The organism is Atopobium deltae (assembly GCF_001552785.1).
GTDB classification, from domain to species: domain Bacteria; phylum Actinomycetota; class Coriobacteriia; order Coriobacteriales; family Atopobiaceae; genus Atopobium; species Atopobium deltae.
In genome coordinates this window covers 196,289-208,957 of record NZ_KQ959516.1, presented here as the reverse complement: position 1 = coordinate 208,957, position 12,669 = coordinate 196,289, and the positions used below count along the sequence as shown (strand labels likewise).

Annotated in this window: 17 protein-coding genes; all 17 read left to right on the top strand. The window is 51.7% G+C overall.

What is annotated here, in order from left to right:
• Positions 1–5: 5 nt before the first annotated feature.
• The 17 genes from rplO (at position 6) to HMPREF3192_RS06035 (ending at position 12,591) form a co-directional block, all read left to right on the top strand.
• Positions 6–455, top strand: coding sequence for a 50S ribosomal protein L15 (gene rplO, locus HMPREF3192_RS06115; RefSeq protein ID WP_066306472.1), 450 nt, complete (start codon positions 6–8; stop codon positions 453–455).
• On the top strand, positions 449–1,735 hold the full coding sequence (secY, locus tag HMPREF3192_RS06110) for a preprotein translocase subunit SecY (protein ID WP_066306471.1): 1,287 nt from the start codon (positions 449–451) through the stop codon (positions 1,733–1,735). Before rplO ends, secY begins: the two co-directional genes overlap by 7 nt.
• A gap of 102 nt (positions 1,736–1,837) precedes the next feature.
• Positions 1,838–2,479: an adenylate kinase gene (locus tag HMPREF3192_RS06105; protein ID WP_066306469.1), complete on the top strand. Its 642-nt coding sequence runs from the start codon at positions 1,838–1,840 to the stop codon at positions 2,477–2,479.
• Positions 2,476–3,264 carry a type I methionyl aminopeptidase gene (gene map / locus HMPREF3192_RS06100; RefSeq protein ID WP_066306467.1) on the top strand — a complete coding sequence of 263 codons (789 nt, stop codon included), beginning with the start codon at positions 2,476–2,478 and terminating at the stop codon, positions 3,262–3,264. Before HMPREF3192_RS06105 ends, map begins: the two co-directional genes overlap by 4 nt.
• A 164-nt stretch (positions 3,265–3,428) precedes the next feature.
• Positions 3,429–3,647, top strand: a complete 219-nt coding sequence (infA, locus tag HMPREF3192_RS06095; protein WP_028263469.1) for a translation initiation factor IF-1 — start codon at positions 3,429–3,431, stop codon at positions 3,645–3,647.
• Between the two features lie 125 nt (positions 3,648–3,772).
• The gene (gene rpmJ, locus HMPREF3192_RS06090) at positions 3,773–3,886 is read left to right on the top strand and encodes a 50S ribosomal protein L36 (RefSeq protein WP_002563183.1); all 114 of its coding nucleotides are present in this window, start codon (positions 3,773–3,775) and stop codon (positions 3,884–3,886) included.
• A gap of 14 nt (positions 3,887–3,900) precedes the next feature.
• Positions 3,901–4,269 (top strand): 30S ribosomal protein S13, encoded by a 369-nt coding sequence (rpsM, locus tag HMPREF3192_RS06085; protein WP_066306465.1) that lies wholly within the window; start codon positions 3,901–3,903, stop codon positions 4,267–4,269.
• Between the two features lie 12 nt (positions 4,270–4,281).
• Positions 4,282–4,683, top strand: a complete 402-nt coding sequence (gene rpsK / locus HMPREF3192_RS06080; RefSeq protein WP_066306462.1) for a 30S ribosomal protein S11 — start codon at positions 4,282–4,284, stop codon at positions 4,681–4,683.
• An 18-nt stretch (positions 4,684–4,701) separates the two neighbouring features.
• Entirely contained in the window at positions 4,702–5,295 is a 594-nt protein-coding gene (gene rpsD, locus HMPREF3192_RS06075; protein ID WP_066306458.1) for a 30S ribosomal protein S4, read from the top strand.
• Positions 5,296–5,318: 23 nt separating this feature from the next.
• A complete protein-coding gene (locus HMPREF3192_RS06070; protein ID WP_066306455.1) occupies positions 5,319–6,260 on the top strand; it encodes a DNA-directed RNA polymerase subunit alpha in 942 nt (313 codons plus the stop codon).
• 35 nt (positions 6,261–6,295) lie between these two features.
• Positions 6,296–6,895 carry a 50S ribosomal protein L17 gene (rplQ, locus tag HMPREF3192_RS06065; RefSeq protein ID WP_066306453.1) on the top strand — a complete coding sequence of 200 codons (600 nt, stop codon included), beginning with the start codon at positions 6,296–6,298 and terminating at the stop codon, positions 6,893–6,895.
• A gap of 374 nt (positions 6,896–7,269) precedes the next feature.
• Positions 7,270–7,938: a hypothetical protein gene (locus HMPREF3192_RS06060; RefSeq protein WP_066306450.1), complete on the top strand. Its 669-nt coding sequence runs from the start codon at positions 7,270–7,272 to the stop codon at positions 7,936–7,938.
• On the top strand, positions 7,922–8,263 hold the full coding sequence (locus HMPREF3192_RS06055; RefSeq protein ID WP_066306447.1) for a hypothetical protein: 342 nt from the start codon (positions 7,922–7,924) through the stop codon (positions 8,261–8,263). The genes HMPREF3192_RS06060 and HMPREF3192_RS06055 overlap by 17 nt, the downstream gene beginning before the upstream one ends.
• A 178-nt stretch (positions 8,264–8,441) precedes the next feature.
• Entirely contained in the window at positions 8,442–9,998 is a 1,557-nt protein-coding gene (locus tag HMPREF3192_RS06050; RefSeq protein WP_066306444.1) for an ABC transporter ATP-binding protein, read from the top strand.
• Complete coding sequence (locus HMPREF3192_RS06045; RefSeq protein ID WP_066306443.1) at positions 9,995–10,816, top strand: energy-coupling factor transporter transmembrane component T family protein; 822 nt, start codon at positions 9,995–9,997, stop codon at positions 10,814–10,816. The genes HMPREF3192_RS06050 and HMPREF3192_RS06045 overlap by 4 nt, the downstream gene beginning before the upstream one ends.
• 159 nt (positions 10,817–10,975) lie before the next feature.
• Positions 10,976–11,755 carry a tRNA pseudouridine(38-40) synthase TruA gene (gene truA / locus HMPREF3192_RS06040; RefSeq protein ID WP_066306662.1) on the top strand — a complete coding sequence of 260 codons (780 nt, stop codon included), beginning with the start codon at positions 10,976–10,978 and terminating at the stop codon, positions 11,753–11,755.
• A 23-nt stretch (positions 11,756–11,778) separates the two neighbouring features.
• Positions 11,779–12,591: a hypothetical protein gene (locus tag HMPREF3192_RS06035; protein WP_066306442.1), complete on the top strand. Its 813-nt coding sequence runs from the start codon at positions 11,779–11,781 to the stop codon at positions 12,589–12,591.
• The last annotated feature ends 78 nt before the right edge of the window (positions 12,592–12,669 follow it).

Below are 12,669 nucleotides of genomic sequence, written 5' to 3'. Positions count from 1 at the left end.
CCGGTATGCAACTCAATGATCTTCGTCCTGCTCAGGGCGCTAAAAAGGCTCGCAAGCGTGTAGGCCGTGGTAACTCCTCTGGCTATGGCACGACCTGTGGCCGCGGCCAAAACGGTCAGCTCTCTCGCGCAGGTGGCGGTAAGGGTTCGGGATTCGAGGGTGGACAGCAGCCACTGGCTATGCGCCTTCCTAAGCTTCCTGGATTCAAAAACATCAACCGCGTTGAATATGCCCCTGTCAACGTTTCTCGTCTGAATGGTCTTTTTAATGACGGCGACGTTGTCGATGGCGCTGCTCTTCTCGAGAAGGGCGTCATTAAGAGTGAGTTTATTCCCGTTAAGATTCTCGGCGACGGTGAGCTCACCAAGAAGCTTACGGTCAAGGTGGACAAGGTTTCCGCTTCTGCTCAAGCTAAAATTGAAGCGGCTGGAGGAAAGGTTGATCTCCCGTGCTAAAGGGAATCGCCAATGCATTCCGTATTAAGGAATTGCGTAACAAAATTTTATTGACGCTTGGTATTTTGCTCCTGTACAGGCTTGGTGCACACCTGCCTGTACCGGGCATTCCTGTCGCGGGAATGCTCGCGGCATACAAGTCTGCGTCAGCAAACGCGAACTTTATTTCGGTATTAGACCTCTTCTCGGGCGGTGCGCTTTCGCGTGTCTCGCTCTTTAGCTTGGGTATTATGCCCTACATCACTGCCGAAATTATCATGCAGATGATGCAGACAGTCGTTCCCTCTTTGGCCGAATTAGTGAAGGAAGGCGAGTCGGGTCAGCGCAAGATTACCCAGTACAACCGCTACATTACGATTGTGCTCGCGTTTATCAGCGCTATTGGCTATTTATTCTTGTACAAGAGCCCCGCCTTTGGCATTAGCTTTGCCAATACTGGCGCGCCAGAGCTGCTCATGGATGCTGTTGTAGTAGTAACCATGGTCACTGGTGCCATCATGATCATGTGGCTTGGTGAGGTTATTACGCAGCGCGGTATTGGTAATGGCATGTCGTTGATTATCTTTACCAACATCATGAGTGGTTTTCCCACGGCTATCCAGAGCACCATTCGCTCTGGCAACATGGGTCTTCTGTACGCAGCAGGAACATTGCTGATCATCGCTATTGTCGTACCCTTCATTGTGTACATCGAGCGTGGTCAGCGCAGGATCCCTATCCAGTATGCTAAGCGCGTTATCGGGCGTCGTATCATGGGTGGTCAGTCAACTTATTTGCCCATTAAGGTCAATACGGCTGGCGTCGTCCCCATCATCTTTGCGTCTACCATTTTGTATTTCCCCGCCCAGATTGCCGTCTTCTTCCCAGGCGTTGCCTGGATCAGCGGCTTTGCGAATGCAATCTCGACTGGCTGGGTGAACTGGATTTTGTCGGTCATGTTCATCGTCTTCTTCGCGTATTTCTATACGTCGATGGTCTTCAATCCAGACGATACTGCCGATAACCTCCGTAAGCAGGGTGGCTTTATTCCAGGCGTTCGTCCTGGTTCTGCAACAGCGGCGTACATTAAGAGCACGCTTGATCACATTACCTTGCCAGGAGCAATCTTCATGGCATTGATCGCTGTTGTGCCATCCATTGTTTTTACCTTTACCTCCAATGCGCTCATTCGAACCTTTGGTGGTACCTCCATTTTGATTATGGTAGGCGTTGGCTTAGACACCATTTCGCAGCTTGAGGCACAACTCAAGATGCACAATTATGAGGGCTTCTTCAAATAAGCCTTGCCAAGTCCATCCCGCGCTCGCGTGTGCTCGTATGCGTTCGTGCGCGGTTGTAAGCAGATGTAGTCTTCATGTAAGCGTTAGGAAAGAGTGAGACACATGAACATCGTATTATTAGGCGCTCCTGGCGCTGGCAAAGGAACCCAAGCTCAAAGGCTTGTGGATGAGTTTGGCGTTGTTCATATCTCGACTGGAGATTTGCTTCGTGCGGCTGTTAAAGCACAGAGCTCTCTGGGTATTCAGGCTCAGTCGTTTATGAAGACGGGCGCACTCGTTCCCGATGAGCTGGTTATCGGCCTTGTGAAGGAGCGCTTAAGTGCCCCCGACGCCGCCGCTGGCTTTATTTTGGATGGTTTTCCTCGCAATGTTGCACAAGCGCAAGCGCTTGACGCAGAGCTTGAGACCTTGGGCAAAAGTATCACGGATGCCCTTCTCGTCGACGTCAAAAACGACGTCATTATCGAGCGCTTGAGCTCGCGTCGTACCTGCCGTGACTGCGGGTACATGACCAACGCCCAAGCAGCAAGTGAGCGCAACAACGTATGTCCCAAGTGCTCGGGCGAACTGTATCAGCGCGAAGATGACAAACCACAAACGATTGCACATCGTTTGGATGTGTATCAGCAACAAACCTTCCCCTTGATTTCGTATTACGAGAAGCGCGGTCTTCTCGTCAAGGTCGATGGGGACAGGCCTGTTGATGAGGTATATACAACAGTAAAGGATCGGCTCGGTCTATGATTATTATCAAAACACCGCAGCAGATTGAAGAACTCAAAGCTTCAGGTGCCGTGTCAAAACTGGCATTACGTCGCGTTGGCGCTGCTATTAGGCCTGGCGTTAGTACCTTAGAGCTTGATCAAATTGCGGAGAGCGTCATTCGTATGCATGGCGCTATCCCGACATTTAAGGGGTATCAAGGTTTTCCAGGTTCGATTTGCGCGAGCGTAAACGATGAAGTTGTGCATGGTATTCCATCTGCTGACGTTCGCCTTTCCGAGGGCGACATTGTTTCGATTGATACGGGAGCTACCGTCAACGGTTGGGCAGGCGACAACGCGTGGACCTTCTACGTTGGCGAGCCTTCCGATGAGGCCAAGGCGCTGTGCGAAGTGACGCGCGACTGCCTTAAGGCTTCGATTGCGCAGGCAGTTCCTGGAAACCACATCGGTGACATTGGTTACGCATGCCAAAGCCTTGCCGAGAAGCACGGCTATGGCGTGTTGCGCGACTACGTGGGTCATGGCGTTGGCCGCGACATGCACGAGGATCCCAACGTTCCCAATTATGGAAAGCGGGGTCGCGGGGTTCGTCTACAGGTCGGCATGGTGTTGGCCATTGAGCCCATGATTACCTTGGGCAGCCCCGAGGTCTACACTGCCGAGAATGGCTGGACGGTTTCGACCGCTGACGGCTTGTTGTCGGCGCATTTCGAGAATACCATTGCGATCACGCAAGATGGTCCGGTGGTAGTCTCGGCAGATGCTGACGGTCCATGGTGTTCGATGTATGGAGGCCAGCTCTAAAAGACTTCACGTGAGTTGCGTGCGTGAGTGGTGTGTGCGACCTCGCCGGTCTTCTCGCCCGTACCCGTACGCTTGTGTGTGCAATTCATGATGTTTTTGCAAAAGTATCTATAACTTAGGTATGATGTCTAATCGCCTATATTGTGCGAGGAGAGGTATACAGGGTGAGCAAACAAGACGCAATCGAGCTTGAGGGTAAGGTGCTTGAGCCTTTGCCAAATGCTATGTTCAATGTCGAGCTCGAAAACGGTAGCACAATCCTGTGCACCATCTCGGGTAAGATTCGAATGAACTATATTCGTATTTTGCCTGGAGATAAGGTCGTCGTGGAAATTTCTCCCTATGATCTTACTCGCGGGCGCATTACCTATCGTTATAAATAAGTGCTTGCTGTTTTTACAGTATGGTATTCACGCCTGCGGCTGGGCGAGTAGATAGTGCATGATCAGCGCCACCTGGTCGGCCACCAAGCACGAGGGTTCATCAGAACTATCGAGAGGAAACAGAGATGAAGGTACGTCCTTCCGTCAAGAAGATGTGCGATAAGTGCAAAGTGATTCGCCGTCACGGTAAGGTTTACGTGATTTGCGAGAACCCGCGCCATAAACAGCGCCAGGGCTAAGAGAGGAGCACAAGTTGGCCCGTATTAACGGTGTCGACCTCCCGCGCGAGAAGCGCGTCGAGATCGGTCTGACCTATATCTACGGCATTGGCCGCACCAGCGCTAACAAGATTTGTCAAGTTGCTGGGGTAAATCCAGATACTCATGTTCGTGACCTCACTGAGGACGAAGTAACAAAGCTTCGTGACGCTATTAGCGACAACTATACCGTTGAGGGTGACCTCCGCCGTGAGGTTCGCCAGAATGTAGCCCGTCTCATGGAGATTGGTTGCTATCGCGGTTTGCGTCACCGCAAAGGTCTTCCTGTCCATGGCCAGCGCACCCACACGAACGCTCGTACCCGTAAGGGTAAGCGTCGTCAGGTCGGCGGTAAGAAGAAGTAGGGAGACTAGACAATGGCTACACAAAAGAAAAACGCTCGCGTTCGCGTAAAGCGCTCTGAGCGTAAAAACATTGCTGTTGGACAGGCTCACATTAAGAGCACCTTTAACAACACAATTGTTTCGATTACTGACCCAGCGGGCAATGTAATCGCCTGGCAGTCTGCTGGTACTGTTGGCTTCAAGGGTTCTCGTAAATCGACCCCCTTCGCCGCACAGATGGCAGCAGAGGCTTGCGCTAAGGCCGCAATGGAGCACGGTCTGCATAAGGTGGCCGTCTTCGTAAAGGGCCCTGGCTCTGGTCGCGAGACTGCAATTCGCTCACTTCAGGCAGCAGGTCTTGAAGTTTCGAGCATTCAGGACAAGACCCCCATTCCGCACAACGGTTGCCGTCCGTGCAAGCGTCGTCGCGTGTAGTAAGGAAGGATTACTAACATGGCAGTGGATAGGACGCCTGTTCTGAAAAGATGCAGGTCTCTAGACATTGATCCCATCGTCATGGGAATCAACAAGAAGTCCAATCGTCAGCCCCAGCGTCAACATCGCAACGAGTCCGAATATGGTCAACAGCTGCGTGAGAAGCAAAAGGCTAAGTTTATTTATGGCGTATTAGAAAAGCAGTTCCGTGGTTACTACGAGAAGGCTCTGAAGATTGAAGGCATTACGGGTGACAACCTGTTGGCTATTCTCGAGACTCGTCTTGACAATGTTGTCTTCCGTCTAGGCTTTGCTCGTACTCGTAAGGAAGCTCGTCAAACCGTTCGTCATGGACACATTACCGTCAATGGCAAGCGCGTGGACATTCCTTCCTACCGTGTAGAAGCTGGCGACGTTGTTGCAGTTGCAGCAAAAGCCAAGGACTTGCTTCCTATTAAAGAAGCATTAATTTCCACCGAGCACATGACGGTACCCGCGTGGCTTGAGGTTGATATCGAGAAGCTCCAGGGTAGCGTATTGCAACTCCCGAGCCGCGATCAAATCGATCTTGATCTTGATGCCCAGCTCATCGTCGAGCTCTACTCCAAGTAGTTTAGCTCTGGTTGGAGGTATACATGTCCGAATTTATCCGCCCTACAGTTTCTGTTGAGGAGATCAAAGACACGCTCGCTCGCGTTATTGTCGAGCCTTTGGAGCGCGGTTACGGCGACACCTTGGGCAACTCCCTGCGCCGTGTTCTTTTGTCTTCTTTGGAGGGCGCTGCTGTCGAGGCTATTCGAATTGATGGCGTGCAGCATGAGTTCACTTCGATCGAGGGCGTCTATGAAGACGTTACCGACATCGTCTTAAACGTCAAAGAGCTTGTATTTGCAGCGACAGGTACAGGCGACGAGGCTGAAGCAAGCATCAACATCGATGGTCCCGCAACAATCTGTGGCGGTGATTTCTCCGTTCCATCGCAGTTCAATCTTATTAATCCTGAGCACGTCATTTGCCACTTAGGCGAGGGTGCTCACCTGTCGATGTCTTTGCACATTGGCGTCGGCCGTGGTTACGTTAACGGCGAGGATAACGAGCGTGATTCCGATCCTATCGGTATTGTTCACATTGACTCGCGCTTCTCTCCCGTGCGCCGCTGCGCCAAGGTAGTTGAACCCTGCCGCGTTGGCCAGCACACCGACTACGACCGTTTGATCCTCGAAGTCGAGACCGATGGTTCCATCGCACCTCGCGATGCTGTTGTAGAGGCTTCCAACATCATTGACCAGCACATGGCTGCGTTTATGAGCTTGGCCGAGCAACCCGAGGAGCCAGAGGAGCAATCCATCTTCGCGACTGAAGAGCAGGACGATAACAGCGATCTTGATAAGCAGATTGAGGACTTGGACCTTTCGGTTCGTTCCTACAACTGCCTCAAGCGTGCAGCTATTCATTCTGTACGCCAGCTGGTTGAGTTCTCCGAAAACGATCTTCTCAACATCCGTAACTTCGGCGTCAAGTCCATCGAGGAAGTTAAAGATAAGCTTGAATCGATGGGGCTTGGTCTTAAACCTTAAACCCCGCCACTTACACGCTTAGAGGAGTAGTAAGAATGAGGCATAACAAAAAGCGCGGTATGAAGCTTGGTACTGACGCAAGCCACACTAAGGCCATCAAGAACGGCCTGGTAAGTGCTTTGCTCACCCATGACCGCATTAAAACTACCATTGAGCGCGCCAAGGCCATTCGCCCTGACGTTGATCGCATTATTACCTGGGCCAAGAAGGGTGACCTCGCGTCCCGCCGCAATGCTATCAGCAAGCTTAATGACCCCGCATTGGTATCCGAGGTCTTCCAGAAGGCTGCACAGGGTATGTGGGCCGACCGCAATGGTGGTTACACACGCATTATGAAACTTGGCGCTCGCAAGGGCGATAACGCCGAGGTTGTTATCATCGAGCTCGTCAACGAGACTTTGGCTGCAAAGGCAACGGAGGCTCCCGCAACCGTCACGAAGGTGACCAAAGTTGTCGAGAAGACCGACGAGGTCGCTGCTGATGCTGCTGAGGCCGACGATGTCAAGATCGACGAGGCTGCTGCTGATGACGCCAAGATCGACGAGGTTGTTGCTGACGACCCTAAGGCTGACGACGCCAAGGTCGACGAGGCTGTAGCAGACGAGGCTAAGGCTGAAGAGCCCAAAGCTGAGTAGCTAAAAATTGCAGCTGGTACGTTGACCCAGCTGTGTCACAAAAGTGTATGAAACAGACGTCCCGCAAAGCGCGGGGCGTCTGCTTTTTTTGATTTGGGGCCCACAATCCAGCAAATTTTTATAGCTTGAAATCATACTGAATTCAGTTAATATACAGTTTATAATACCAGCTTACGCCTGCGGTAAAAAATATACCGTTGGCGTAATTCTCATACGCTTTTATATGAAAAAGCGTATTTTTAAAGCAAGTTAAAAACCACGAGACGAAAGGAGAATCCAACACACGAAAGAAAGGGGGTACGTGAAACTTTTCTACCCTAGCTCTACCTTTGCTCCACCAATTTCTATTAAAAGCGTATCAAAGGAGGCTCATCATGAGTCCAAAAACAGTACGTACTATTATTTCAGGAGCTTTATCGGCTGTGTTGGTATTTTCTTCTATTCCCTGTGGTGCGTATGCACAAACTACTGTTGATGCTAACGGTTCTTCTGTAAGCGTACGCCAAGTTTCAAATGATTCTTTTGAAGTTGTTCAAGACAAACAACTCTCTAAGATTACAATTGCTAATACTGATCACCATAGAAACGTTACAGTCACCAATACTGCAACTGGTGAAAAATCATTCTTTTCCTACGATAAAAAAGCTCGTACACTGTATTCTTCCATAACAGGAAAAACGATTTCTCTTGATGAGATACAGACCGCCTCAAGTGAGGACGGTGGGTCGTATTTTGCCACCAGATCCTCAGGCAAAATCTCGTATAAATATGTCTCCTATAAATCTATACGAGACGCAATTGGTATTGCGGCTACTGTGGCAACTGTGATTGGAGTGATTCTATCGTTCTTCCCAGCAACGAGAATAGCTGGAAAGGTTAGTGGGAAAATCGCAGATATCCTAAATGCACTTCATAATAGAATTCCCAATCAATCGAATCATGGTCTGAAGCTCACGCAAAAAACCAAAAGACTTAAATATATTCGTTGGGGAAAACCCGTCTATCTCACAGTGGAGGAGACAATAAATGTCACAACATACTGATGATGTCTTGCCGCGCGAGATGAATGACATCTATAACAGCAAACTGTATAAGTACGTCTATTATACGGTGACACTGCTTGCAATGGGTGCGCTTTTACTTGAACTGATTAGGATGATGGGAGTACACTTCATTTCGCTGGAGTTTGAAAATACATTGCTTAAGGGCATTATATGGTCGATCTTCTGCTATGTAGTACTATTGCCGCGCCCTTGGTTTAACGAAACGGGATTAAAGCAGCCATTTAGATGGTACGTAGCATTTGTCATTATTGACCTATTATCACTTTTACTATGCCTTTTAGGATATTTCTTCTGGCCGTTTTAGATGCAACGGTGCATGTTTATAAACGTACTATAGAGTGAAAGCAGAGCGGGGTCGAAAATTTCGGTCCCGCTCAGCTGTGACTGTAGTTTTGGGATACACGCAATAAATATCCCCTAGAAAAGTCTGTTGTTTGTGGTAAGCAGTTTGCATACCACCCAAGAAAACGTATGCTAGAAAAATGCTTCGTTTTGATCACATAGATTTTTCGTATGATACAAAAAACGCAGGGTCATATGCCCTGCGTGACATTTCGTTTGAACTTCTCGCCAGCGAACATGTGTGTGTGGTTGGCAGTAACGGCTCGGGTAAATCGACGCTACTGCGCCTTGCAAATCAAACGCTTAAACCTTCGGCGGGCTCCATATGCCTCAACGGTCGCAACTTTGAGGATCTACCCTCAAGCGAGATTAAACAGCGTGTCGGTCTTGTGCGCCAGGATCCCACGACGCAGCTCGTCTCGTCGGTCGTTTTTGATGAGCTTGCGTTTGGTCCGCGCAATCTGGGGCTGCCACATGATGAGGTTCGGCGTCGTACATCCGAGGCTCTGCATAAGGTTGGTCTGGATGGTTTTGAGCAGCGTTTGACGCATGATTTATCGGGTGGTGAGCAGCAACGTCTTGCGCTTGCTGGGGTTATGGTGATGCGCCCGCAGGTATTGCTGCTTGATGAGGTGGATTCTCAGCTCGATCAGGCTGCGCGAAAGGCGGTCCGAAAGCATATTAAAACGCTGCTGGCCAGCGGAGTGGCAGTGCTCGAGGCAACACACGATGCGGGCGCGCTGCAAGATGCAACGCGCGTTCTGGTACTTGAGCAGGGGCGTTTGCTGTGGTCTGGCGCTCCTGAGGTGTTGCTTTCCTCAGACGAACTGATGCTCCGCTCTGGTCTTATCACTCGACACGGCCAAAGTCATAGCGCACAGCCGAAATTTGCTCCTAGCGAGAAGAATACTTCAAAGGCAACGACTCCTGCCCCTCAACACAATGTTATACTGCACGCCGAGAAACTCGCTGTTGTTTGCAACACTTCGCGAAACGTGTTGCAAAAGCCTGACGCGCATAAGTCCCACCGCGCGTGCAGACAAGCTCTTATTGATGACATTTCCCTAGATTTACATGCGGGCGAGCTCACGCTTGTCAGCGGAAAGTCAGGAGCGGGAAAGACAACGCTTGCGCTGGTGCTTGCAGGGCTTATGAAGCCAAGTTCAGGTAAGGTCTTGTACGAGGATCAACCCGTGCGTCCTTCGCAGGTGGGCTTTGTGTTTCAACGAACTGCTGACCAGCTTTTTTGTGACACCGTACTGGATGACGTAATGTTTGGTCCTTTGCAGCAAGGTTTGTCGGTTGTGCAAGCTCGCGCGCAGGCAATCGCTGCGCTTCGGACGTTGGGCGTTTCTGAAGAGTTGTTTGACCGATCGGTTTTTAGCCTGTCGGGGGGTCAAGCCAGGCGTGTGGCTATAGCAGGCGTCTTGAGTATGCAAACGCGCGTGCTTATCTTTGATGAGCCGACCTGCGGTCTTGATGCGCAGGGGTGCTACGAGCTGCAAACGCTAGTTGCACAGCTCTGTCAGCGTGGTTGCGCGGTGCTCATTATCACTCACGATACCGAAGACTGGATGGATCTGGCGAGCGCGCATCTGCTTCTTGACGAGGGACACGTGGTGGAGCGGGAGTGCGCGGTCGAGAAGGGTCGCATTGTTGCACAAGGTCACGTGATAGGCGAGGGGTGCCAACGATGACAAGTTTTGCTTCAAAGACGCACTCAGCAGTCTACTCGCTTACGCGCTCTACCATGGACTTGCCAGGCATCGCTCCCGCCGCCAAGCTTGCAGCGGCAGCATGCTTACTTGTGAGCATCTTTTTTGTACGCTCCTACGTGGGGCTGGCGCTGTTGGCGCTGTTACAGCTACTGTTACTTTTTGCTTCGCGCATACCGTTTCGGCTGTACACTCCTCTCGTCAGACCACTTGTGGTGATCACCTGCATAAGTATCGTGCTCAACGGATTGGTGCTCGATGGTTCGGGCAGCATCTCGCTCATCGGTTCCTGCGGCATTACGCCGCAGCGCTTGCAGCAAAGTATGTTTGCGCTGGCAAGGATATATGTGCTTGCAAGCTATTTTATGCTGGTATTTTCGACCGTTACAGCGGTGCAAATCGTCGATGTTATTCGCGCGCTGTTGCAACCGCTTGAGCGTCATCGCTGCGGGGCTCTCGATCGAAGGTTTCTTGTAAACGATATTGCTATGATGCTAACCATTGCACTGCGCTTTTTGCCCCTAAGCATCGAGCAGGTCAATCAGCTTGTGCTCGCGCAGCGTTCGCGCGGCGTGCGTTTTGAGCAAAAAAATCTGTTCAAGCGCATGTCGATGTGGCTGTCGGTGTTTATTCCCACCATCGTACTTTTGCTCCAGCAGGCCGACGAGCTGGGGCAAGCTATGCAGGATAGATGTTATGGCGCCCGCGAGCCGAGCTTCGTGGCGCTGTGCATGCGCACTCGCGATATACTGTTTCTTATCGTAAGTGTTTTCTTTTTTGTGGGCGCCGTTCTGTTTTAAAAGCCATTGTAGAAAGCTGTTGTAGAAAGTCCGCGTCAGCCTCGCACGATAGGTGAAAGTTTGAGTATCGATACGAACAATATTGTTGAGCCGAGAAGATCGGCGGAAGTTGCGGCGGCGGAAGTTGCGGCTGGTCTGTCCGACCCCATTGCCGCTACCATGGTGATTAAGCTCGGGTACCGTGGGGCTAATTTTTCTGGCTTTGCCGCGCAGACGGATGGTGTTCGTACGGTCGCCGCCGAACTGATCCGCGCCTTGCAAATTTATTTGCATCGACCCGTAGAGATTGTCTGTGCTGGGCGCACCGATGCAGGGGTTCATGCCCTCGCACAGCATATTAGCCTTCCTGTCTACGCCTCGGAGCTGGCGCTGGGCGGTGCTACGATCAAGCGCGCTCTCAGTGCACTGGTGAGCGACGATATTTCGATTTCGGCAATATATCGAGCAGCGCCGGGCTTCTCGGCACGCTTTGATGCACAATCGCGTACGTATCGCTATCGCATTGCTGATGGCTGGACACGCCCCGTACTCGCGTATGATCATGCCTGGTGGCTTCGCGCAAACCCGCAGGTAGACGCTATGAATCGGGTTGCCCAAGCCCTGGTGGGGGAGCATGACTTTAAAAGCTTTTGCAAGGCCGCGTCGGCGGTGGGCAAATCGACGAATCGTTGCATTTATTGCCTGCAGGTTTCGCGCATCGAGGAAGCTGGAGAGTCGCTCATTGCGGTCGACATTTGCGGCAATGCGTTTTTGCATTCAATGGTGCGCACGATTGTGGGGACGCTCGTAGAGGTTGGCTGCGGTCGCCGAGAAGAATCGTGGGTGGCCGAGGTGCTCGCTGCAAAAGATAGGCGTACTGCTGGGCAGTGCGCTCCCGCGAAGGGTCTAGTGTTTGCGCAGGTGGCGTATCCGCAAGGCGCGCTGGAACTCTGGAAGTAGTGATCTAAGGAGTAGTGATCGGCATGGCAAAATGCACGACAAAACGCATTCGTTATCAGCGCAGCGACGTGGCTTTGAAGACAAAGCACAGCACGCGCAATGCCCTTATCGTCCTAGCAGTGTTGGCGGTAGCGCTGGTCGGCGGCCTTCTTGTTATGTGGCATTTTGCGCAGACGAACTCCAAATTGGGTGACACGCAGCTCACGCAATCAATCAAGGCGCAAAAAACCACCACGACGCCTACTGCGCACACCAAGCTTTCGGGCCATGCTGTCATCACCACGCTGGTCTTCATTCACGCTGACGATAATACCAAGGCGCTGCAGGAAGCGAAGCTCATTTGCATGGATACGACAGCCAAGCGCTCGCACTTCGTGAATCTGCCCGTGCATATACGCGTTGCGTCTGGCGAGAAGCCCGTCGGCTTGCAGGAATTTTTTGCGCAGCACGAGTCAAAGGGCAGCATTGATGCGGTGGCCTCGACGTTGGGGCTTCAGATCTCGCACGTTATGGTGGTCGACTCCCAAGGGTGGGAGCGCTTTTTGGCTACGTCCCGTATGGGTGCGTCGGAGCTCTTAAAGCAAGCGCCCGAATTGCTCAAGACCTTGCACAGCGACATGTCGGCCCCTGAGTTGCTCGACTTCTTTGATACTGCGCGCTCGATTGGTCGAAAAAACACCAAAAAGGTTGAGGCACCGCTTGTTGCGAACGCCGCTGCGGGTGGCGCCGCGAGTGCAGCCGCGGCAGGCGACGCAGGTCAAGACACCGATAACAACCAGGTAGTGGTCGATAACGAGAAGCTCGGTCTTCTCGTCGGAACGCTTGTGGAGCAGTGAGCTCGTAGTACGCGCGACCATCCGCGGAGGCTTCTCGGCGTGACGGCCTTCTCGACATGTCGATGCCCTCATTCTGTT

Coding starts and splice junctions, on each gene's coding strand:
- map (WP_066306467.1), top strand. CDS start 2,476: ATGATTATTATCAAAACACCGCAGCAGATTGAAGAACTCAAAGCTTCA.
- HMPREF3192_RS06050 (WP_066306444.1), top strand. CDS start 8,442: ATGCTTCGTTTTGATCACATAGATTTTTCGTATGATACAAAAAACGCA.
- HMPREF3192_RS06070 (WP_066306455.1), top strand. CDS start 5,319: ATGTCCGAATTTATCCGCCCTACAGTTTCTGTTGAGGAGATCAAAGAC.
- HMPREF3192_RS06055 (WP_066306447.1), top strand. CDS start 7,922: ATGTCACAACATACTGATGATGTCTTGCCGCGCGAGATGAATGACATC.
- rplQ (WP_066306453.1), top strand. CDS start 6,296: ATGAGGCATAACAAAAAGCGCGGTATGAAGCTTGGTACTGACGCAAGC.
- rpsK (WP_066306462.1), top strand. CDS start 4,282: ATGGCTACACAAAAGAAAAACGCTCGCGTTCGCGTAAAGCGCTCTGAG.
- HMPREF3192_RS06105 (WP_066306469.1), top strand. CDS start 1,838: ATGAACATCGTATTATTAGGCGCTCCTGGCGCTGGCAAAGGAACCCAA.
- rpsD (WP_066306458.1), top strand. CDS start 4,702: ATGGCAGTGGATAGGACGCCTGTTCTGAAAAGATGCAGGTCTCTAGAC.
- HMPREF3192_RS06035 (WP_066306442.1), top strand. CDS start 11,779: ATGGCAAAATGCACGACAAAACGCATTCGTTATCAGCGCAGCGACGTG.
- HMPREF3192_RS06045 (WP_066306443.1), top strand. CDS start 9,995: ATGACAAGTTTTGCTTCAAAGACGCACTCAGCAGTCTACTCGCTTACG.
- HMPREF3192_RS06060 (WP_066306450.1), top strand. CDS start 7,270: ATGAGTCCAAAAACAGTACGTACTATTATTTCAGGAGCTTTATCGGCT.
- rplO (WP_066306472.1), top strand. CDS start 6: ATGCAACTCAATGATCTTCGTCCTGCTCAGGGCGCTAAAAAGGCTCGC.
- truA (WP_066306662.1), top strand. CDS start 10,976: ATGGTGATTAAGCTCGGGTACCGTGGGGCTAATTTTTCTGGCTTTGCC.
- rpmJ (WP_002563183.1), top strand. CDS start 3,773: ATGAAGGTACGTCCTTCCGTCAAGAAGATGTGCGATAAGTGCAAAGTG.